Annotated in this window: 18 protein-coding genes and 1 pseudogene; 13 read left to right on the top strand and 6 right to left on the bottom strand. The window is 63.2% G+C overall.

All coding sequences use genetic code 11. The features are described 5' to 3' along the window. From EOC93_RS15310 to EOC93_RS15300, 3 genes and pseudogenes are all read left to right on the top strand, one after another. Nucleotides 1-625: pseudogene (locus tag EOC93_RS15310) on the top strand (phosphoketolase); the annotation flags it as partial. Beyond that, nucleotides 625-1800 carry an acetate/propionate family kinase gene (locus tag EOC93_RS15305; protein ID WP_164547150.1) on the top strand — a complete coding sequence of 392 codons (1176 nt, stop codon included), beginning with the start codon at nt 625-627 and terminating at the stop codon, nt 1798-1800. The pseudogene EOC93_RS15310 and the gene EOC93_RS15305, both read left to right, overlap by 1 nt. An 85-nt stretch (nt 1801-1885) precedes the next feature. Further along, entirely contained in the window at nt 1886-2221 is a 336-nt protein-coding gene (locus EOC93_RS15300; RefSeq protein ID WP_095489098.1) for a hypothetical protein, read from the top strand. Nucleotides 2222-2254: 33 nt separating this feature from the next. On the opposite strand, the gene EOC93_RS15295 is transcribed toward EOC93_RS15300, so the two are convergent. Then, a complete protein-coding gene (locus EOC93_RS15295; RefSeq protein WP_127205013.1) occupies nt 2255-3193 on the bottom strand; it encodes a sugar-binding transcriptional regulator in 939 nt (312 codons plus the stop codon). A gap of 368 nt (nt 3194-3561) precedes the next feature. On the opposite strand from EOC93_RS15295, the gene EOC93_RS15290 reads away from it, so the two are divergent. The 8 genes from EOC93_RS15290 to EOC93_RS15255 all read left to right on the top strand — a co-directional run bounded on the left by EOC93_RS15290 (nt 3562) and on the right by EOC93_RS15255 (nt 11693). Then, nucleotides 3562-5190 carry an ABC transporter substrate-binding protein gene (locus tag EOC93_RS15290; RefSeq protein WP_127205012.1) on the top strand — a complete coding sequence of 543 codons (1629 nt, stop codon included), beginning with the start codon at nt 3562-3564 and terminating at the stop codon, nt 5188-5190. A gap of 95 nt (nt 5191-5285) precedes the next feature. Beyond that, nucleotides 5286-6299: an ABC transporter ATP-binding protein gene (locus tag EOC93_RS15285; protein ID WP_127205011.1), complete on the top strand. Its 1014-nt coding sequence runs from the start codon at nt 5286-5288 to the stop codon at nt 6297-6299. Beyond that, the gene (locus tag EOC93_RS15280) at nt 6296-7276 is read left to right on the top strand and encodes an ABC transporter ATP-binding protein (protein WP_095489101.1); all 981 of its coding nucleotides are present in this window, start codon (nt 6296-6298) and stop codon (nt 7274-7276) included. Before EOC93_RS15285 ends, EOC93_RS15280 begins: the two co-directional genes overlap by 4 nt. Before the next feature lie 10 nt (nt 7277-7286). Further along, the gene (locus tag EOC93_RS15275; protein ID WP_095489102.1) at nt 7287-8213 is read left to right on the top strand and encodes an ABC transporter permease; all 927 of its coding nucleotides are present in this window, start codon (nt 7287-7289) and stop codon (nt 8211-8213) included. 11 nt (nt 8214-8224) lie between these two features. Further along, nucleotides 8225-9106 carry an ABC transporter permease gene (locus EOC93_RS15270; RefSeq protein ID WP_095489103.1) on the top strand — a complete coding sequence of 294 codons (882 nt, stop codon included), beginning with the start codon at nt 8225-8227 and terminating at the stop codon, nt 9104-9106. A 45-nt stretch (nt 9107-9151) separates the two neighbouring features. Then, nucleotides 9152-9922 carry a glycerophosphodiester phosphodiesterase family protein gene (locus EOC93_RS15265; RefSeq protein WP_095489253.1) on the top strand — a complete coding sequence of 257 codons (771 nt, stop codon included), beginning with the start codon at nt 9152-9154 and terminating at the stop codon, nt 9920-9922. 59 nt (nt 9923-9981) lie between these two features. Next, complete coding sequence (locus EOC93_RS15260) at nt 9982-10896, top strand: TIM barrel protein (protein WP_095489104.1); 915 nt, start codon at nt 9982-9984, stop codon at nt 10894-10896. A gap of 155 nt (nt 10897-11051) precedes the next feature. Next, nucleotides 11052-11693 (top strand): ThuA domain-containing protein, encoded by a 642-nt coding sequence (locus EOC93_RS15255; protein ID WP_095489105.1) that lies wholly within the window; start codon nt 11052-11054, stop codon nt 11691-11693. A gap of 29 nt (nt 11694-11722) precedes the next feature. On the opposite strand, the gene EOC93_RS15250 is transcribed toward EOC93_RS15255, so the two are convergent. The 4 genes from EOC93_RS15250 to EOC93_RS15235 form a co-directional block, all read right to left on the bottom strand. Further along, complete coding sequence (locus EOC93_RS15250) at nt 11723-12388, bottom strand: DUF6064 family protein (RefSeq protein ID WP_095489106.1); 666 nt, start codon at nt 12386-12388, stop codon at nt 11723-11725. Nucleotides 12389-12490: 102 nt separating this feature from the next. Beyond that, the gene (locus EOC93_RS15245) at nt 12491-13309 is read right to left on the bottom strand and encodes an aldo/keto reductase (RefSeq protein WP_342587129.1); all 819 of its coding nucleotides are present in this window, start codon (nt 13307-13309) and stop codon (nt 12491-12493) included. A gap of 266 nt (nt 13310-13575) precedes the next feature. Next, entirely contained in the window at nt 13576-14079 is a 504-nt protein-coding gene (locus tag EOC93_RS15240; RefSeq protein ID WP_127205010.1) for a hypothetical protein, read from the bottom strand. Between the two features lie 192 nt (nt 14080-14271). Further along, entirely contained in the window at nt 14272-15627 is a 1356-nt protein-coding gene (locus EOC93_RS15235; RefSeq protein WP_127205009.1) for a glutamine synthetase family protein, read from the bottom strand. Nucleotides 15628-15978: 351 nt separating this feature from the next. On the opposite strand from EOC93_RS15235, the gene EOC93_RS15230 reads away from it, so the two are divergent. Then, the gene (locus EOC93_RS15230) at nt 15979-17127 is read left to right on the top strand and encodes a serine hydrolase (RefSeq protein ID WP_095489109.1); all 1149 of its coding nucleotides are present in this window, start codon (nt 15979-15981) and stop codon (nt 17125-17127) included. Between the two features lie 12 nt (nt 17128-17139). On the opposite strand, the gene EOC93_RS15225 is transcribed toward EOC93_RS15230, so the two are convergent. Continuing rightward, nucleotides 17140-17838 carry a GntR family transcriptional regulator gene (locus EOC93_RS15225; protein WP_095489110.1) on the bottom strand — a complete coding sequence of 233 codons (699 nt, stop codon included), beginning with the start codon at nt 17836-17838 and terminating at the stop codon, nt 17140-17142. A gap of 347 nt (nt 17839-18185) precedes the next feature. Between EOC93_RS15225 and EOC93_RS15220 the strand changes: the two genes are divergently transcribed. Beyond that, complete coding sequence (locus tag EOC93_RS15220; RefSeq protein ID WP_127205008.1) at nt 18186-19037, top strand: alpha/beta hydrolase; 852 nt, start codon at nt 18186-18188, stop codon at nt 19035-19037. The last annotated feature ends 23 nt before the right edge of the window (nt 19038-19060 follow it).

Here is a 19060-nt window from a genome sequence, read left to right as displayed (position 1 = left end):
ATGGCTGTCTGTGGAAGACGCGGAAACGCACTGCCGGGCGGGGGCGGGGACCTGGGGATGGGCCGGGACGGTTGCGAAGGGCGAGGATCCGGATGTGGTCATGGCCTGCGCCGGCGACGTGCCGACACTGGAGACGCTCGCTGCCACCGACATTTTGCGCTCGGCGCTTCCGGACCTGAAGGTTCGCGTCGTCAACGTGGTCGACCTGATGACGCTGCAGTCAAATTCAGAGCATCCGCATGGCCTCGCCGATGAGGATTTCGACGCGCTGTTCACGAAAACCAGGCCGGTGATCTTCGCCTATCACGGCTATCCCTATCTCATCCACCGGCTGACCTATCGACGCGCCAACCATGATAACATGCATGTGCACGGTTTTCGCGAGGAAGGCACCACGACGACGCCGTTCGACATGGTCGTGCTCAATGAACTCGACCGTTTCCACCTGGCGCTCGCCGCGATCAAACACGTGCCTGGGCTCGCCGAACGGGCGAAAGATCTTGCCGCCGAACTTCAAGCGAAGCTTGTGGAGCATAGGGCCTATGTCCGCGAGCACGGCGAAGACATGCCCGAGATTCAGAATTGGAACTGGCCCCAAAGCGGTGCGACGAAGGCCGGCGATTGATGCGACAGGCAATTCTCGCGCTGAACGCCGGCTCCTCCAGCATCAAGTTCGGACTATACGACCTTGAACCCTCTGGGGAACTGCAACTCGTCTCGCGTGGTGCGCTGGATCTCGGCGACGCACCGAGGCTCAGCGCGAAAGCGGCCGACGGAACGGTGCAGTGTGATCGGCCGCTTGCGGGAGACGCGCGCAATGCCGGCATCGACGCGTTACTCGACTGGATCGAGAGCGAGCTTGGCGGCAGGAAGCTGGTGGCCTCTGGCCACCGCATCGTGCATGGCGGGCGCGAGTTCGTCGAACCCGTCCGTCTGACGCCTGAGGTGATCGACGCCTTGGACAGGCTGACGCCGCTTGCGCCGATGCACCAGCCTCGCAGTCTCGCGCCGATCCGCACGCTTGCCGCGCTGCGGCCGGACCTGCCGCAGGTCGGGTGCTTCGACACAGCTTTCCATCAGACGATCGATCCGATCGTGAGCCGCTTCGCGCTGCCGCGCAAATACGATGCGGAAGGGATTCGCCGCTACGGGTTTCATGGGCTTTCCTACGAATACATCGCCGGGCGGCTCAAGGAGATATCGCCCGCTCTTGCAGCGAAGCGGACGATCGTTGCCCATCTCGGCAACGGAGCGAGCCTATGTGCCATGCACGACGGAAGAAGCGTCGATACGACGATGGGCTTTTCCGCGCTCGACGGCCTGGTCATGGGCACACGCTGCGGCGCCATCGATCCGGGCGTGCTTTTGTACTTCGTCCTGGAAAGAGGCATCGCGGCGGAGGCTCTGCAGCACATGCTCTATGAGGAATCCGGGCTGCTTGGAATATCCGGCATCTCGGGCGACATGCGCACGCTGGAAGCGAGCGACGACCCCCACGCGCGCGAAGCGGTGAACCTTTTTGCGTTCCGGGCCGCAAGGGAGGCCGCCGCGCTCGCCAACACTTTGGGCGGCCTCGAATGCCTCGTGTTCACCGCCGGCATTGGCGAGCGCTCGGCGCCGGTCCGCAAAGCAATATGCGAAAGGCTTCATTGGCTTGGCGTGGCGATCGACGTGCCATCCAATGCCTCCCATGCCGGGATCATAAGCCGGCCGGACAGCAAGGTCGAAATACGCGTCGTCGCGACCGACGAGGAGAGCATCATTGCCCGCCACACGCGGGTGGAAGGGAATGCTCGATAACGCAATCAACGGCACGGTTTCCAACGCAAGGAACCCTGCGCGCCCGCGCCCGTTTCCCCATCTGATTACCAAAGGGAGAAATCCAATGGCCGAGACCACCAGTACGGCAGGCGCCTCAAAGGCGACAACCGAAGCCCAGGAGGCGATGAAGAAGCAGATCGCTGAGCTTCGCCGCGAAATCACCAAAATAAATCGGACCCTTTCCGACCAAGCCGAGGAGGCACAGGGCTGGTACGATAGCGCGGCCGACCGGGCCTCGCGTGCGGCCCGACAATTGCGCAACCAGGCGCACACCGTGTCTGAGACTGTCCAGCAGAACCCAGGCACAATCTCTTCGGCGATGGTGCTTGGCGGCGTATTCGGTGTCCTTCTCGGAATTGTGATTGCGAAGAGTTCCGAGCCTGAGCGGCGGTGGTTCTAGGGACAGATGACCACCTTGCAGTGCCGAGCCTGGCTATCGGCAATCAAGCATGGCTTTTGCGCTATCGGCATCCGTTACGATGACCGTCGCCAACCCGGCCCCCGCCACAGCTAGAAGAATGGCATGTTTGTGCGTCCCGCCTGAGGCGATGATGCGGCAGGGGATATTGCGGTAGTCTTCGAGCTCCGGCGAAAGCACCTGGCGGTTGAGAGGGTGGTCCACAGGCTTACCTTCGGCATCGAGATAGCGGCCCAGGAGGTCGCCGACGGCGCCGGCGGCAATGAGATCACGCGCATCCGTTCCCTCAGGCAGGCCGTAACGCACTTGCAGCGATTGCCGCGATACGTCCCCCACGCTCAGATAGGAGACATCCACATCATAGGTGCGGGGGAATATCCTCTGGAACACCGATTGGGAAATGATCGCCTCGCGCGATTGCGGGCTCTCGGCGTAGATCGGCGCCGCGAAATAGCAGCATTGCGCGCCCAGGACCTGCGCGAAGCCGCGGACGATCTCGAATGTGTTGATCTCCGAGCCGCGCGTCAGTCCGCCCATCATCGACCGAATCTCCATCTGCGGCTCGCTGACCGCCGTCATGTGCCGCACGGTTTCCCGCAGCGTCGCGCCCCAGCCGACGCCGATGGAGGCAGGCTTGCGGCTTTGGGTCAGCCGGTCCAGATAGGCGGCAGCACCCCGTCCGATGACCGAGTGCACCAGCTCGGGATCGCCCGGCGTCGGCACCACGACGGCATCCTGCAGGCCGAACCGGCTTCGCAATTCGGCCTCGAGTTCGATATTGGCGGCAAGCGGCGAGCTGAAGCCTATCCGCACGATCCCTTCCTCAAGTGCTGCGGCGAGAAGCTCGTTGACCCTGCGGCGGGTGAGATGCATCCGCTCGCCGATCTCAGCCTGCGTCAGACCCTCCACATGATAGAGCCATGCGGCCCGGATCATCAGCTCCTGCTGGTCCATGCGCTCTCTCCTCCCCGTGCCGTGGCCGCTTTCGGTTACAAACGTCACACTGGTGTAGCATTTGTAACTTACGAATCCCTGCGATCTGTTTCCGGCTGACGGGCCGATGTCAGCAAGGAAGTCATGGCCGTTTAGCCGGATAGCAGATTCAACAAGAATAGATCAACATGGATAAATGCTCTAGGCATGGGCAGGATACGCCGTGCTTATTTAGAAGATAATTATATTAATACTTTGTGCATAAATGTGTAATCTGCGGATTGTCACAAATAATTCATCGGTTCATTGCGAAACAGACACAGTGCTGAACATAAAACCGGTCGGATTGCTTTGACCGCGACTTGCCATTCCCGCAAAAGGAGATTCCGATGTTTTCACTCACTCGGCGCGGCGCGCTTGGTATCCTCGGCGCAACCGCAGGCAGCATGATGCTGCCGCGCTTTGCGATCGGTCAGGGCGCGCGCCCGTCCGTCACCATCGCGGTGCAGAAGATCACCAATAACAACACGCTCGACATATGGAACGAGCAATCCAATGTGGGCGAGCGGGTGTTCTTCCCCAATTTCTGGGAAGGGCTGATCCTGCGCAACTGGATGGGCAACCAGGGCCCGGTTCCCGGCCTCGCGACCGAGTGGAAACGCATCGACGATAAGACCGTCGAGCTCAAGCTGCGCCAGGGCGTGAAGTTCCACAATGGCGACGAGCTGACCGCCGATGACGTGGTGTTCAGCTTCTCGGCCCAGCGCGTTTTCGGCGACACGCAGCCGGTCGGCGGCAAGACGATCTTCGAGGACGACCACAAACCCGCGACGCCAAAGGAACTGCCTGCCACGATACCCGGCATCGGCCGCCGGCTGTGGCCCCGGCTCGCCGGCGTCGAGGCGGTGGACAAACACACGGTGCGTTTCCACAACGCGACCTCGGATGTGACGCTGGAGGGCCGCCTCTATGCCTTCGGCAGCCAGATCGCCAACCGCCGTGCCTGGGACGAGGCGGCGAACTATGTCGACTGGGCGCGCAAGCCGGTCACCACCGGTCCCTATTCGGTCGGCGAGTTCAAGCCGGACGTGTCGCTTACTCTCGTGGCCTTCGACGACTATTGGGGCGGTCGCCCGCCACTCGAGCAGATCCGTTTTGTCGAGGTTCCGGAGGTCGCCTCGCGCATCAACGGGCTTCTGTCTGGCGAGTATGATTTTGCCTGTGACCTGCCGCCCGACCAGATTCCCGCCGTTCAGGGCGCCCCCGGCTTCGAGGTGCAGGGCTCGACGATCCTCAATCACAGGGTTTCGGTGTTCAACACCCAGAATCCGATACTCGAAAACCCGCTGGTGCGCCGCGCCATGGCCCATTCCATCGACCGCCAGGCGATCATTGAAGCGCTATGGGCAGGCCAGACGACGATTCCGGCCGGGCTACAGTTCCCCTTCTATGACGAGATGTTCGTGCAGGGCTGGAAGGTGCCGGATTATAACCCCGATCTGGCGCGCGAGCTGCTGAAGCAGGCCAACTACAAGGGCGACGCGATCCCCTTCCGGCTCCTCGACAATTACTACACGAACCAGACTGCGAACGGCCAGATCATGGTCGAGATGTGGAACCAGGTCGGCCTCAACGTGCAGATCGAGATGAAGGAAAACTGGGCACAGATCCACGACCCGGCCGGCGTGAAAGGCGTGCGCGACTGGTCAGCCGGATGCGCTTTCAACGATCCTGTTGGCGGCATCGTCAACCAGTACGGCCCGAATGGTGAAGTCCAGCAGAAGAAGGATTGGACCAATCCCGAGGCCAATCAGATGGCCGCGATCTTGGAAACCGGCACCGACCACGCCGCCCGCAAGAAGGCCTTCGCCCGCATGCTGGAAATCTGCGAGCGGGAGGATCCGGTCTATCAGATCCTTCACCAGAACGCGGTGTTCACCGGCATGAAGTCATCGCTGAAGTGGAAGGCCGCCCCGGCCTTCGCCATGGATTTCCGCTCCACCAACTGGGCAAGCTGACCAGTAGCCACGAACCGGCTCCGGCAGGGAAACGCCCGCCGGAGCTTTTTCTTTTCACGATGTCCTTCGGGCGGACGGAGCGGAAGCGGATGGCGATGACAGCTGCAACGGCCAATCTGGTGGAACTGCGCAACCTGAAAGTCGCCTTCGACGGCGTTCAGGTGCTGCACGGCATCGATCTCGATGTCGCACGCGGTGAGGCGCTCGGCCTCGTCGGGGAATCAGGATGCGGCAAGTCAGTGACATGGCTGGCGGCGCTCGGCCTGTTGCCCGGCAAGGCAAGCGTGACCGGCTCCGTGCGCCTCGAGGGACGCGAGCTATGCGGCAGCCCGCGCAGCACGTTGGAGCAGGTGCGGGGCGGGCGGATTGCCATGATCTTCCAGGATCCGTCGAGCTCGCTCAACCCGGTCCTGTCGATCGGCCGCCAGATCACCGAGGCGCTGGCCATTCATCGGGGGCTACGGGGCGAGGCAGCGAAGACCGAGGCGCTGAGGCTGATGGACATGGTCGGCATCCCCGATGCCCGCCGCCGCTTCGATCTCTACACACATGAATTTTCCGGCGGACAATGCCAGCGCCTGATGATCGCCATGGCGCTGGCGGGTAAACCGGACCTGTTGATCGCGGACGAGCCGACCACCGCGCTCGATGCGACCATCCAGGCCCAGATACTCGATCTCCTGATCCGGCTGCAGGCCGAAACCGGCATGGCGCTGGTGTTCATCAGCCATGATCTCGGCGCGGTGTCGCAGGTCTGCGAACGCGTTTGCGTGATGTATGCGGGCCGCATCGTAGAGGAGGGTTCGGTCGCGCAGCTGTTTTCCAGCCCTCGCCATCCTTATACACGCGGCCTGTTCGACGCGATCCCGCGCATCGACGGTCCTCGAAAACGGCTGATCCCGATACTGGGCACGGTGCCGAACCCGAAAACGCTGCCGCAGGGCTGTGCCTTCGCGCCGCGCTGCTCGCGCACCACCGCTTTCTGCGAGACGTCGCCGCCCTCCCTCCTGCCGCAAAAGGACGGCCGCAAGCTCGCCTGCGCGCACCCGATCGAACTTGCGGTAGCCGGCAAGGCCGAACGCAAAGTCCCCGAAGATCTGCTGCAATGACGCCGCTGATCGAAGCAAAGGAGCTGGTGCGCATTTACGCGCTCAGGCACGGACCCTTCTCCCGCCCCAGTTTTGTTCGCGCCGTGGAGGATATTTCGCTGTCGGTATTCCCCGGCGAAACGCTGGGCATCGTGGGGGAGTCCGGCTCCGGAAAGTCGACGCTCGGACGAATGCTGCTCGGTATCGATCCGGCCCAGGGCGGCGAGGTGCGCTTCGAAGGGCAACCGATGCCGAGGCTTGGCACGCCGGAATGGCGGGCGCTGCGCGCCAAAATGCAGCTTGTCTATCAGGACCCGCTGGCCGCGCTCGACCGGCGGCAGACGATCGCGACCCAGATCGGCGAACCGCTGGACATTCATCGCATCGGGCCCAGGGAAAGCCGCGCCGGTCGCGTTGAGGACCTGATGGCGGCCGTCGGCCTGCGCCCCGACCAGGCCGGCAGCTATCCGCATGAGCTTTCCGGCGGGCAGCGCCAGCGGGCGGTGATCGCGCGGGCGCTGGCCGCCCGGCCCAAGCTCCTGGTGTGCGACGAGCCGGTCTCCGCGCTTGACGTGTCGATCCAGGCGCAGGTGGTGAACATGTTGAGCGACCTGCAGGAAGAGAACGGCATCGCCATGATCTTCATCAGCCATGACCTGAAGGTCGTGCGCAACCTGGCCGACCGTGTCGCCGTCATGTATCTCGGCAGGATCGTCGAGGAAGCCTCCTCCGACGTGATTTTCCAGTCGCCACGGCATCCCTACACCAAGGCGCTGGTTTCCAGCATGCCGATCCCCGGCAAGAAGCTGGAAGGACGTGTCATCCTCCAGGGCGAGCCGCCCAATCCGGCCGCACGTCCGTCGGGCTGCGCCTTCCATCCCCGCTGCCCTGTTGCGCGAGACATCTGCCGCACCAGCACGCCGGCGCTGCGCTCGGTCGAGACGGGGCGTACCGCCGCCTGCCATGTCGTGGCGGACAACGCCGCGATCGCGGCCTGATGGAGCCCGCATGATCCGTTTCGTTCTCGTGCGCGTTATGAGAGCCGTTATCACCATCCTTGCGGTGATGACCTTCGCCTTCGTCGTGCTGCGCATGTCGGGGGACCCGGCCGAGGTGATGCTGGGGCCGGACGTGCCGCAAAATGTCATCGAGGCGTTCCGCAAGTCGTGGGGTCTCGACCAGCCGCTCTGGATTCAATATTTGGCTTACCTCAAGTCGATCTTCACCGGCGATTTCGGCGTGTCGATGCGCGACAAGGCGCCCGCGCTGCAACTGGTGCTGGAGCGCGTGCCGGCCACGCTGCAGCTCACCGTTCCGGCGCTCATCCTGAAGCTGCTGATCGGAATTCCGGCCGGCGTCTATGCGGCGCTGCACCGACAGAGCTTCGCCGATCGCGGCGTGATCCTGCTGGCGATCCTCGGCTTTACCATCCCCTCCTTTGTCATGGGCCTGCTGCTGGTGCTGATCTTTTCGGTGACGCTGGGCGTGTTGCCTTCCGGCGGTCAGGAGACATGGGTGCATGGCATCCTGCCGACGCTCACCATGAGCGTGGGCGGCGTAGGCATACTCGCCCGTTTCTCGCGCAGCGCCATGATCGAGGTGATGGGGCAACCCTATATCCGCACAGCTTCCGCCAAGGGGCTGAAATGGCGCGACGTGGTGTGGGGCCATGCGCTGCCCAACGCAGCCGTGCCGATCGTGACCATCGTCGGCTTCATGGTCGGCTCGCTGATCGCCGGCGCGGTGGTGGTGGAATCGATCTTCTCCTGGCCGGGCATCGGCAGGCTGCTGATTGTCTCGGTCAGCAATCGCGACCTTGCTGTCGTCCAGTGCATCCTGCTCATCGTCGCGGCCACCATGGTGGTGTCGAACCTCGTCGTCGACCTGCTCTACGGCTGGCTCGACCCGCGCCTGCGCTCGCCCGCGAGCCATTGAGGAGAACCGGCATGGCTTCGATCTATCCGGCGACCACACAGCCAAACGCGAGGCAAAGGGCTGGTTTCCTGTCGTCCATTCGCCGCAACCTGCCGCTGAGCGTCGGTCTCGGAATCCTGTGGCTGGTCGCCATGGTGCTGGTTGCCATATTTGCCGACCGCATCCGCCCCTATGGGATCACGCAGATGGATCTCACCAGCCGGCTTGCGCCCCCCGGCATGCTGAAGCACTTGCTGGGCACCGACGAGCTGGGCCGCGACGTGCTTTCGCGCCTCATCCAGTCGATCCGCCTTTCGCTCGTCATCGCCTTCGGGGCGACGCTCCTCTCGGCCGTGTTCGGCACGGCGCTCGGCTTCGCCGCCGCGCAGTTTCGCGGTTTGGTCGAGCATCTGGTGCTGGCGCTGGCCGACTTCCAGGCGGCCCTGCCGTTTCTCATCATGTCGCTGGCGGTGCTGGCGTTCTTCGGCTCCTCCATGGTGCTGCTGGTCTGCCTGATGGGTTTTTACGGCTGGGAGCGCTATGCGCGCATCGCGCGCGGTCTCGCGATCTCGGCGGGCGCGCAGGGCTATGCGGCCTCGGTGGTGCAGCTCGGCGCTACGCCGGCGCGGGTTTACCTGCGCCACATCCTGCCCAACGTCGCCTCGACGCTGATCGTTTCGATGACGCTGACCTTTCCCGAGATCATCCTGATGGAAAGCGGGCTGTCCTTCCTCGGCCTTGGCGTCCAGCCGCCGGCGACCAGCCTCGGCAATATGGTCGGCTTCGGCCGCGAATATCTGACCCGCGCGCCGTGGATCATGCTGGCGCCGGCCGCCGTCATCATGCTCACCACGCTGTCCATCTCGCTGGTTGGAGACTGGCTGCGCGACAGGCTCGATCCCACGGTGCGGTGAGATGTCGATCAGTTCTAGGAGACTTCCATGACTTTGATCACTGGCATGACTTTGATCACCGGCCATCGCGGCGCCCGCAATCTGTGGCCCGAGAACTCGCTTGTGGGCTTCCGCAACACGCTGGAGCTCGGTGTCGATGCCATCGAATTCGATGTTCACCTGACGGAAATGGGCGAGCTCGTGGTCATCCACGACGCAACGCTCGAACGCACGACGGAAGGCTTTGGACCGGTGCGGAAGCTGACGTTCGAAGAACGGGCAAACGTGAGATTGAAAGATACGGACGAGACCATCCCGACACTGGCGGACGTGCTGGCCGCGCTTTCTTCCAGGGCCGGGCCGGACCTGCATGTCGAGATCAAGACCGACGAAACCGGCATGCCCTATCCCGACATTGCCCGGCGCGTCGCCGAGGAGCTTCGACGCTTCGGCGTGGAGGACAGGACGCATCTGACGTCCTTCGACATTTCCGTTCTGGAAGACTGCCGGCGCCACGCGCCGCAGGTCGCGCGCCTCGTCTCCGTCAATGCTGACTGGGCCGAAAGACAGGGTGGCCTGGCGGCATTCCTTGCTCGCGTCGACGGACTCGTGGACATCGTCGCCATCCATCACGAGCTGATGGAGGCGCAATGGGACCTGGTTCGCGCCACGCTGCCGCTCGACCGGCTTTGCGTGTGGACGGTGAACGAGGAGGCGACGATCCGCCACTGGCTGGGACGGCGGATCGGCCGCCTGACATCGGACCGCCCGGACCTCGCCATCGCCTTGCGCTCCGCCGTGGTGACGGCAGCGCCGCTCGAAACCAACCGGGCCTGATCACGCCGATCGGCCGCATAACGACAATGCCAATCTGGCCCCACCTGGAGACAAAGCAAATGAGCAATCTTATCGCAACCGGCTTCAACGCGCAGTCTCGCGACGGCGAGCTGGATAGCCTCGAAGCCGATCTTCGCCGGCTCGAAAATATCGGCGTCGACACCGTCGAGCTTGCGCTCACCAGCATCGATCTCATCGCGGGCGGCCGCATCATTAGGGAAAGAGCGGACAGGCTCGTCGCGTTGACGGCCAAGTTTTCCTTCCGCTACACGGTTCATGGCCTCGTCTCCTCCAACTTCATGGACCCTGCGACCTGCACGTACCAGCTGCAGGCTGCCAAGGCGCTGGTCGAGATCTGCGACCGGATCGGCGCCCGTATCCTCGTCCAGCATGGCGGTTTCCTGCGCGCCGACCAGCCTCTCTTGCGCGCGGATGCGGACCGGCGCGAGCGCGAGGCTCTGTCCGAACTGGCGGAATTCGCCAAGCCTTACGGCGTACGCATCGCGCTGGAGAACATCTTCACCGCGGAACCGGGGCAATACCGGCAGACGCCAGCGGAGGTGGCCGAGACCGTCAAGGCCGTCAACCATCCCAATCTGGTCGCGCTGATCGACTTCAGTCATGCCTATCTCGAAGCGACCTATCGCGGACTGAACTTCCGCGAGCAGATCCGCGCCATGGCGCCAGTGGCCGGGCATCTGCATGTCCACGATTCCTTCGGCCGCCCACAGGGTTTTTACAAGCCCTACTTTCTGCAGGAAGCGACGGCGCTGGGCCTCGGCGACCTGCACATGCCGCTCGGCTGGGGCGACATCGCCTGGGAGGAGATTTTCAGCGAGCTGGCGTTCCTGCCGGGAACGGTGCTGATGATGGAGATCGGCGAACGCTACCGCAGCGAGCAGCCAGCCAGCCTCGAACGCGCGAAACGCCTAATGGCGCTGAACGGCACGCGCAGTTCCATGGCTGCCGAATGACAGGCCATTTGATTTTGGCCTGAAGGACATTGCAACGGTCGAGACTGTCTGGGTATCGTTGGCATAGTTCGAATTGAGGAGCAGCCGGCCGGATCGGCCGGCCGCACTGCCGCTTAAGGTTCGTGTTGGCGACGCAACCAACTGATGGAGAAGATATGCGGCAAGCGCTGATCGTGTGGGGCGGCTGGGACGGACACGAGCCGGAAGAGGGTGCGCGCGTCGTCAAGGCGATGCTCGAAGAGGAGGGGTTTGGCGTGCGCGTCGAAACCACGACGGAGATATTCGCCGACCCCGCGATCGCCGATTTGAGCCTGATCGTCCCGATCTACACAATGGCCAAGCTTGCGAAGAACGAGGAGCTCAACCTGACAAAAGCAGTCGAGGGCGGTGTCGGCCTTGGCGGCTATCATGGCGGCATGTGCGATGCATTTCGCGAAGCCACGGAATACCAGTTCATGTGCGGCGGCCAGTGGGTGGCCCACCCGGGCAACATCATCGACTACCGGATCGACATCACCAGGCGCGACGATCCCATCATGAACGGCATCGATGATTTTTCGTACCGCTCGGAGCAGTACTACATGCATGTGGATCCGTCGAACGAGGTGCTGGCGACAACCACCTTCTCCGGCGAGCACGCATCCTGGATCGAAGGCGTGGTCATGCCGGTCGTCTGGAAGCGCCGGCACGGCAAGGGAAGGGTGTTCTATTCGGCGCTCGGCCATGCCGCCAAGGAGTTCGCGGTGCCGCGGATGCGAACGATATTTCGTCGCGGCCTGGTGTGGGCGGCGCGCTGAGAGCGCTTGCCGGAGCACGCACCGTCGTTTCATCGGGCAATGCGGCGCAGGGCCAAGGCAGCGACAGCGGTGGCCGCTGCCAGAAGCGGCAGCCAGGCTTGCGGATCGCCCATGGCATGGAGCGTCAGGCCGCTGAGCAGCAGCCACAGCAGCGGTATCGGAAACAGCAGCGGCACAGGCCCGCCGCTCGCTGCAAGCAGGACGCCGAGCGCCGCGATCGCCGTCGGGTCCGGCGCGATGCCGAAGATTTCGGCGCTCGCCCATGGCCGCCCGAAGAGCGGCGGCAGGAGCGGATAGACAACGATGCCAACGGCCATGATCAGCAGCCCGAGCCGACCCGTCATGTCCCGCCTGTCGAAGGCGAGGCTGCCGCGTGCGGCACCGCCGATTACCAGCAGCAGCGCCTGCAGGCCGAAGGCCGGCGCGACATAGGCGATCGCCCAGTTGATCACGGCATAGCGGCTCCACAGGAAGGACCAGCCGACGAGGGCAAAGAGCGCGGCAAGGATGAGTGCGATCCAGAGACCATGGCGACGCGGCCGCCGCAGCACGAGCAGGGCAATGGCAAGGCCGGCGGCGAGTGTCAGGAGATGCAGCGGCCAGATGGCTGCATTGTGCAACTCGAACATGCGCCAGTAGACGCGCGGCGAGAAGAGCAGGAAATCTTCCAGCCGGTAGGTCCACCATTCCGACATCTAAGCAGGTCCCGCAAAAGTGTCCCACGGTTTTGCGACAAGAACCTGCGACAAACAACAGAAACTAAGCAGGCATTCGTGGGCCAGCCCACGAATGCCTGCTTAGAGGTCCCGGATGTAGGCCGCCATCCGCTCGCGCATGGCCGCGTCGGGGAGGGGACCGGTCGCGGCCATCACGTTCTCGCGCACATGGTCGACGCGGGTCGTGGCGGGGATGGCGACGGTGACGGAGGGATGCGCAAGGATGAACTTCAAGATGAACTGCGCCCAGGATCCGGCGCCGATCTCGGCCGCCCAGTCGGGCAGCGTCTCGCCTTCGAGCTGGCGCGTCAGCGCGCCTTGCTGAAACGGCCGGTTGACGATGACGGCCATGCCGCGCTCGGCCGCCAGCGGTAGGAGCCGTTCCTCCGCCTCACGGTCGACGACGTTGTAGGTGAGCTGCACGAAGTCGAGCGGATGCGCGCGCATGATCTGTTCGAACAGGTCGTGCCGCCGTCCTTCGGACGTCGTGATGCCGACATAGCGGATGCGCCCGTCCGCCTTCATGGCGAACAGGGTTTCGAGATGCGCCTCCCAGCCGACGAGGTTATGGACCTGCACGAGGTCGAAGCGCGGCACGCCCCAGAAGCGACGCGACTGCTCGATCTGCGCGGCTCCGTCGGCGGCGGAGGAGGTCCAGACCTTCTCGGCGGAAAACAGCGCCTTGGGCCGGCCGAGCTTCTCGAGGCCATAGCCGATCACCGGTTGCGAGGAACCGTACATCGGCGAGGAATCGATCATGCGGCCGCCTGCCTCGAAGAAGGCCGCGATCACCTCGGCGCATTCGTTGCGCAGCACCGGATCGTCGCCGACATTGAAGGTGATCCAGGTGCCCAGCCCAACTGCGGGAAGCATCTCTCCCGAGGAGGGCACAGCCCGCATCAGCGGCGCAGGCGCGCCGGGCGCGGTTCCCGGCAACACGAAGGCCGCTCCGGAAGCGGCGGCAGTCTTCACGAATGTCCTGCGGGTGATAATCATCATCTGCCATCCCTATACTCCTGACCACAAAAATGGTTCCGGGCGACCGACCTTCGCAAGGCCGATCTGGGGGCGATCGGCGGGGAGCCGGCCGGTCTCAAGAGCGGTTCAGCTTTTGATAGAACCGCCCAACCGCTGTAAGTTTGTCACTCGCTCTGCAACCAGCCCGATTACCTGGTGGTAGCCCCTGTCCTGACCTGACGGTGCTGGCGGGCATAGGCCACGCAGGCGTCTACCGTGCTGACGCAGAGCGCATCGCGGTTGTTCGGCGTATTGTTGTCGCCGGCGTAGGCAACCTCGGCAACACGGCCATCGACCATTCGAAGTTGTGTGTTGCAATAGCCGCCAGGATTGACATTGAGGGATCCTCCAACCGTCGGGATCGCACCCACCGCCAAGGTTGGAATCACGACGTTGAGATTGCCGCGTTGAACGGTACGCTGATAGGTCCAGATCTGACCTGATCCGCCCGCATCAGCGGTGGCACTCGGAAAGCCGGCGCACATTCGAACATCAGCCTCGCTGAGACCGATCATCTCTTTGCGGGCTGCCGCTGTCGTTGCGTCTTCCTTCGCGATGGTCGACGTATCGTCAGGGGCGACGCAGGAGGACACGATAGAACTGCCGGCCAAGAGAACAAGAAGGACAGGCTTTCGGAGGCTGGAAAATATCATACCGACTGTGATGAATTGCGCCGACCCGAGACCCTAGTTAGGCAAGCAGACAATCGAGTCAACCTGCACAACTTCACGATGTCGTTGACGTGCCGCTCAGCGCAGTGGCTGCACTGACGGGATCTGCTGCCGGCGGTCGCGGCGTCGCCTGAGCATCTTCGACGTTGGGCGGTCGCCAGCGCGCCCTGCCGATCAAACGCTTTCGAGATAGGTCTCGAGCTCGAAATCGCTGACATTGAGCGCGAACGTATTCAGCTCCTGCCGTTTGCAGGCGATGAAGGAGTCGCGCAGGATGGCCGGAAATATCTCCGCAATATGCGCCCCGCTCTCGAAGCTGGCGATCGCCGAGGCCCAGTCAGGCGGCAGCTTCGCCGGCTGACGTCCTTGCCCGTCTCTGCCCGTCGGATCGCCAGGCGACAATTGCCTTTCGATGCCGATGAGTGCGGCGCCCAGGATAGCCGCAAGCACGAGGTAAGGGTTGGCGTCCGCGCCGGCGACGCGATGTTCGATCCGGCGTGCGCTCGCTGGCCCGCCGGGGATTCGGATCGCGATCATGCGGTTCTCGTAGCCCCAGGCAACCGCGTTCGGCGCATAGGATCCAGGACGCAGCCTGCGGTAGGAATTGAAGTGCGGTGCAAAAACCAGCGTGCTTTCGGCCATGGCGGCGAGCAGACCGCCGACGGCATGGCGCATGATGTCCGACCCCTGGTCGCTGCCGTTGTCGAAGACGTTGCGGCCTTCGGCGTCGGTCAGGCTGAAATGGACGTGAAAACCGTTGCCGGCACGGTCACCATAGGGCTTGGCCATGAAGCAGGCGGCAAAGCCGTGCTTACGGGCGATGCCCTTGACGGTGCGCTTGAACAGCACGGCATCGTCGGCGGCGCGCAAGGCGTCCGCGACATGGTTCAGATTGATCTCGAACTGGCCGACACCGTTTTCGGCGATCGCGGTGTCGACGGGAATGCCTTGCATGCGGCAGGCGTCGCAGACGTCGTGGATGAAGGCTTCGAAGTCGTCAATCTCGTCGATCGACAGGGCCGCATCGGAATCGAGACGGCGACCGGTTACCGGCGAGACAGGCCCGATAGGCCGCTGCGATTGCGGGTCGACCAGATAGAATTCCAGTTCCGTGGCAGTGACCGGGGTCAGGCCCAGAGCCTTGTAGCGGTCGAGGACACGGGCCAGCGCCCGTCGCGGATCACCGAGAAACGGCGCGCCGTTCTCATCTGCAAGCCAGAGCGGAACGAGTGCTGTCGGATGTGCCGTCCAGTTCACCGGCACGATGCCGCGTCCCGTCCACTGGCAAAGGCCGTCGGCGTCGCCGTTGCCGAAAACCAGCGTGTTGTTCTCGATATCCTCGCCCCAGATGTCGAGCCCAACCAGCGAATAAGGCATGCGCAGCTTGCCCTCCAGCGCCTTGCGTGCCTGCTCGACGGGTATGCGCTTGCCGCGCATGATGCCGTTGAGGTCGCACACCGCAGCCCTCAGGCTGTGGATGTCGTCCCTGCTTTCAAGCCAATTCAGAACGTCCGTGATTGCATCGCCCAATTTCAACCCCTGGTTCCGAAAGGTGCCGCGGCCCTGATCGGTTACGATATCTCTTATAGATAGCTTGTGAGTTTATGAAAACCGCTCTGGCTGCCACCAGAGGATTTTGCTTATTTTTTCAATTCACTAGCTGGGATATCGGGTGGCATTTCAGGACCAATTGCGCGATTTGCGATCGCAATATAGTGGTAAGGTTGGGGAAAGCCAAGCGGCATTTGAGCCGGCCTACGGCGGCTCGGCAAGGAGCGGGAATAGGCCGAGCCGGCCTTCGCGCCGGGACATGAAAGAACAGGAGCGGGCGGTTGCGAAGACACCGTTCGCCGCCACGCAGCAGTCAGAGGGATGAGCCAAATGACAAATACGCCGTCGCACCGCGCGGAGATCGACCTGTCGAACTGGAGGACAAGGCCCTATTCGGCCTGGTCGTTCCAGAACGCGGCGGAACTGGTGCCGTCCGCCACGATCCGTAGCGCGCGCCAGCCGGAGACGCCGGCACTCGACCTCGGCCGGCTGTCCGACCTTGTGGTTGCCGACGTTGCCGGCAAGCCGCGTCCATTGCCGGATTTCCTGCTTGAAAGCGACACCGACAATTTCGTGGTGATGCGCGGCGGAAATCTCGTGGCCGAGTGGCATGCCCCGACAAGCGATCCGGCAAAGCCGCATCTGGTGTTTTCGGTGTCCAAATCCATCACCGGCCTTCTGGCGGGAATCCTGATCGGCCAAGGGATGCTCTCGCTGGACGACCGCTTGGCAAAGCACCTGCCCGAAGCCGCCGGATCGGCCTATGGCGACGCCACTTTACGCGATCTCCTCAACATGCAGATCAGCATCGATTTCGACGAAGCCTATCTGAGCAGAGACGGCGCTTTCGATCGTTACAGGCGGGCGATGCTGTGGAATCCGGACAAAGCGGACGATCCCGCGCCCGATCTCAAGACTTTCCTGTGCACCTTGCCGAAGGCCGCACATCCGCACGGCACGCGGCACGCCTACCGGTCACCCAATGTCGACATGGCGGCGATCATCCTCGAGCAGGCATCGGGCGAGCGCTTCGCCGAATTGCTGAGCCGGCTCCTGTGGCAGCCGATGGGCACCCATTCCGACGCGCAGATAACCGTCGATCGGGCCGGCAATCCGCGCGCCTCGGGCGGCATCTCGATGACCGCGCGCGATCTCGCCCGCGTCGGTGAGCTGGTTCGCACCGGTGGCGGCGGCATCGTTCCGGCAGACTGGATCGCCAGCCTCTGGGCCGGCGGCGACCGCGCCATCTGGGCCGCCGGCGACCAGGGCTATGCCTATCCGGGTGGAAGCTACCGCAATTATTGGTACGACACCGGCACGGGTGCGCTCGCCGCCTTGGGCATCCATGGCCAGTGGCTCTGGATCGATCCGGCGACGCAAACCGTCATTGTCAGGCAGTCCTCGGAACCCGACCCGGTCAACGACCGGATGGATCAGACGGTCGTCGCGGTGATGAAGGCAGTTTCCGCTGCCTCGTGACGGCCTCGATAGTCAGTTACGGGTTTCCGGAAACTTGACGTGCTGCAAAAGATGCGTCGCGCCGTCGTTTATGTCGCGCACGATGGCGGCACGCGCGCGTGGCCCGTCCTGGACCTCGATCGCGGCGACGGCTTCCTCATGGTAATCGATGTCGAGAATGGCGGCGAGATTGTCCTCGAAGCCGGTGGTCAGGTTCCTGAGAAACGGGCCGACCTGCATCCACACCGTCTCGATCAGGAAGATCATCTGCTCATTGCCGCAGTGGCGATAGATCGAGAACTTGAAGTTATAGTTCTTGCGCAGGTAATCGTCGATGTCGCCCTTGCGGGCTGCCAGGGTCAGCTCCGTGCAGTGGCGACGGATCGCTCGCAGATTGTTGCCATTGATCAGCTTTGCGGCAAGCTCGGTCGCGGAGCCTTCGAGGATCGTTCGCACCTCGGTCAGCTGCGAGAACCTTTCGGCCGAGATGACCGGCACCTCCATGCTGCCGTTCGGCATCGGGCTCAGCGCACGCAGCGCCTGCAGCCGCATGAAGGCGCTGCGCACCGGCATGTCGCTGGTGCCCAGTTCCTTGGCGAGCTTGCGCGAGGTCAGCTTCTGACCGGGCGCAAACTGGCCCGACATCAATGCCCTGACGAGTTCGAGATAGACTTTCTCATGCAGGGGCACGGTGTCGACGGCGGTCAACCCGAAAAGCGTTTTATCGGCCATTGGCGGTGCGCTACTTCATTCGTTCTGAAATCTACGCAGCTGGCTACATCTGCCGCTAGAGATGATGGCTGGCCGAACGCGGCATGAAGGCCGAAGTCAGCGATTTTTCAAGAACATGATAGACGCTTCAACCGCAGCGCTGCAAGCCGCGTCGTCGTCACCTTCCGGGTTGCGGCCAGCAAATGCCGCGCCGACACAAAGCCGGCCGGACAACAGCTCATGCCTGCTCCAGGAACGCTCGGCGTTACGCGATGTAAAATGCGTACTTTCCCGGCGTCTCAGATAAATAAATGCTTTTCAGTCACACAAAATGATGAAACAATAAAATTGAGACTGGGGAAAATTCGATGCGCAACGTCAGCGGACATGGCAAGCGCCTGTCCTATTACGATTTCGGCCACACGACGGTGTACGCCTCCCGCTTCGACCAGCGCTTCCCCTATTGCGCCTATGTGCCCGACGACTATGACGAGGACGGCGACAAGACATATCCGCTAGCGGTGATCGTGCATGGCACCGAACGCGGCATGCTCGCCTACCGGGATGCCTTTGCCGACTTCGCCGAGCAGAACGGCGTGATCGTGCTTGCCCCGCTTTTTCCGGCGAGCATCTGTTTCCCGGGCGACCTTTCCTCCTACAAGATGCTGCGCGAGGGCGACCTCCACTACGATGCCGTGATGCTCGACATGGTCGAGGAAATGCGGGAGCGCTACCGCATCCGCGGCGACCGCGTGCTGATGTACGGCTTCTCCGGCGGCGGCCATTTCACCCATCGTTTCCTGTTCCTCCATCCCGAACGCCTGCTGGCTGCATCGATCGGTGCGCCGGGCGTCGTGACCCTGCTCGACTTCGATCACGATTTCTGGGTCGGGGTGCGCGACTTCGAGAAAGTGTTCGGCAAGAAGGTCGACCTCGACGCCATGCGCAAGGTCGCCGTGCAGATGGTGATCGGTGGTGACGATCTCGAAACCTGGGAGATCACCATCAAGCCGGACGATGCCTGGTGGATGCCCGGCGCCGATCTCGCCGGCGCGACCCGCAACGACCGGATCAGGTCGTTGAAGGGCAGCCTGGAGAGACACGGCGTCGAGGTGCAGCTGGATGTCGTGCCCGGCATCACCCACGACGACCGCGAGCTCATCGCCAAGGTCAAGGACTTCTTTGCGCGGGCATTGAATGGGGTTGCCGCGCCCGCCTGAAAAACTGCAGTCAACAAAACTGG

Origin of the sequence: Mesorhizobium sp. M6A.T.Ce.TU.002.03.1.1, assembly GCF_003997275.1 — a bacterium.
In the GTDB taxonomy this organism is placed as follows: Bacteria; Pseudomonadota; Alphaproteobacteria; order Rhizobiales; family Rhizobiaceae; genus Mesorhizobium; species Mesorhizobium mediterraneum.
Note: the sequence above shows the minus strand (reverse complement) of the source record. Positions and strands in the feature narration are given on the sequence as shown.